Source organism: Microbacterium sp. CPCC 204701, from assembly GCF_004010105.1.
Classification (GTDB): Bacteria; Actinomycetota; Actinomycetes; order Actinomycetales; family Microbacteriaceae; genus Microbacterium.
The window spans coordinates 1-1235 of the sequence record NZ_RRYE01000593.1; the positions used below are offsets into that span (position 1 = coordinate 1).

3 protein-coding genes are annotated in these 1235 nt (G+C 71.4%); all 3 read right to left on the bottom strand.

What is annotated here, in order from left to right:
* Window positions 1–127: zf-HC2 domain-containing protein (locus tag EIO58_RS18155; RefSeq protein ID WP_164861876.1), on the bottom strand; the 127-nt coding region annotated here is incomplete at its 3' end.
* The gene (locus EIO58_RS18160) at window positions 124–675 is read right to left on the bottom strand and encodes a sigma-70 family RNA polymerase sigma factor (RefSeq protein ID WP_127820581.1); all 552 of its coding nucleotides are present in this window, start codon (window positions 673–675) and stop codon (window positions 124–126) included. The genes EIO58_RS18155 and EIO58_RS18160, both read right to left, overlap by 4 nt.
* 121 nt (window positions 676–796) lie before the next feature.
* A partial coding sequence (locus EIO58_RS19085; protein ID WP_164861877.1) for a DUF6264 family protein occupies window positions 797–1235 on the bottom strand: 439 nt, incomplete at its 5' end.

The window sequence follows — 1235 nt, forward strand, 5'->3', positions numbered from 1 at the left end:
CGAGCGCATCGCGGCACGCCAGGCAGGCATCGACGTGCTCCTCGAACATTCGGCGATCGGCGGGGCTCAGCGCCCCCACGACATACGCCGCGTCCCAATCCGCGAAGTGGACGTGATCCGGGTTCATCGCGTCACTCCCCTCTCCTGCAGCGCCAGCCGCAGGGCTCGAAGCCCGTAGTGCAGCCGGGACTTCACCGTTCCCTCCGGGATCTCGAGCTGCACCGCCATCTCGGCGACCGACAGCCCCCGGTAGTACGCCCGCACGACGACGGCGCGATGATCCGCCGACAGGGCGGCGAGGGCCTCCTCGACGAGGATCGCCTCGAAGAGGGCGTCGGTGGCATCCGTCGTGGCCCGCTCGGGAACGTCGGCCACGCCCAGTTCGCGCCGCCTACGGGCGCTGCGGGCGTCATCGATCACGAGGTGCCGGGCGACGGTGAACATCCACGAGCGCGTCGACGCCGGCTCCTGCTCCAGGATGCGCGGCGTCCGCCACGCGCGCAGCAGGGTCTCCTGCACGATGTCGTCGGCGCCGGTGCGATCCCCCGTCAGGTGGACGACGTAACGCCAGATGGACGCTGCGTGCGCGTCGTACAGTTCGGCGAGGCGGGCCGCGTCGCGCCGGCTCGAGCGTGCAGCGGCGGTATCGTCGCGATCGTGCGCCTGCCGTGGCATCCGTCACCTCCCGCTGGAGACACGAGGCCCGGGTCCGTGAGGTTCACCGGCAGTGCGCCGGTGCGCGTCCCGCCTCCCGAGCATGGACCGTCCGCACACGCTTCGCCGAGGATTCACGCCGTCAGCGAAGGCCGCCGACCAGGGCGTCCCACACCGCGGGATCGTTCGTGAGCGGCACGACCATGATCACGCCGGCCGCGAAGGTGAAGACGATCCCGCCCACGAGTGGGATCCACCATGTGATACGACCTCGGCGCAGACTCCGCCACGACAGCAGGGCTGTCGCGATCCATCCCACGGCGAGCACGACTGCAGCGGCGATCCCCCACAGACGACCCGCCGACGGGTCGGCGAGCTCGGCTTCGACGCCCATCACCGCGAACATGGTCTCGGCGTAGGCGCCGTAGTCGAGGAACGCCGGGAACGACGACAGCACGTTGAAAAGGCCGTACGCCAGCAGCGCGACGGTCACGATGCGGTCGACCGTGCGCGGCCGGGGCGGCGCGCCGACGGCGGCAGGCGCATCGGGCGCGGGCTCGGCGGCTTCGACGACAGGCCGC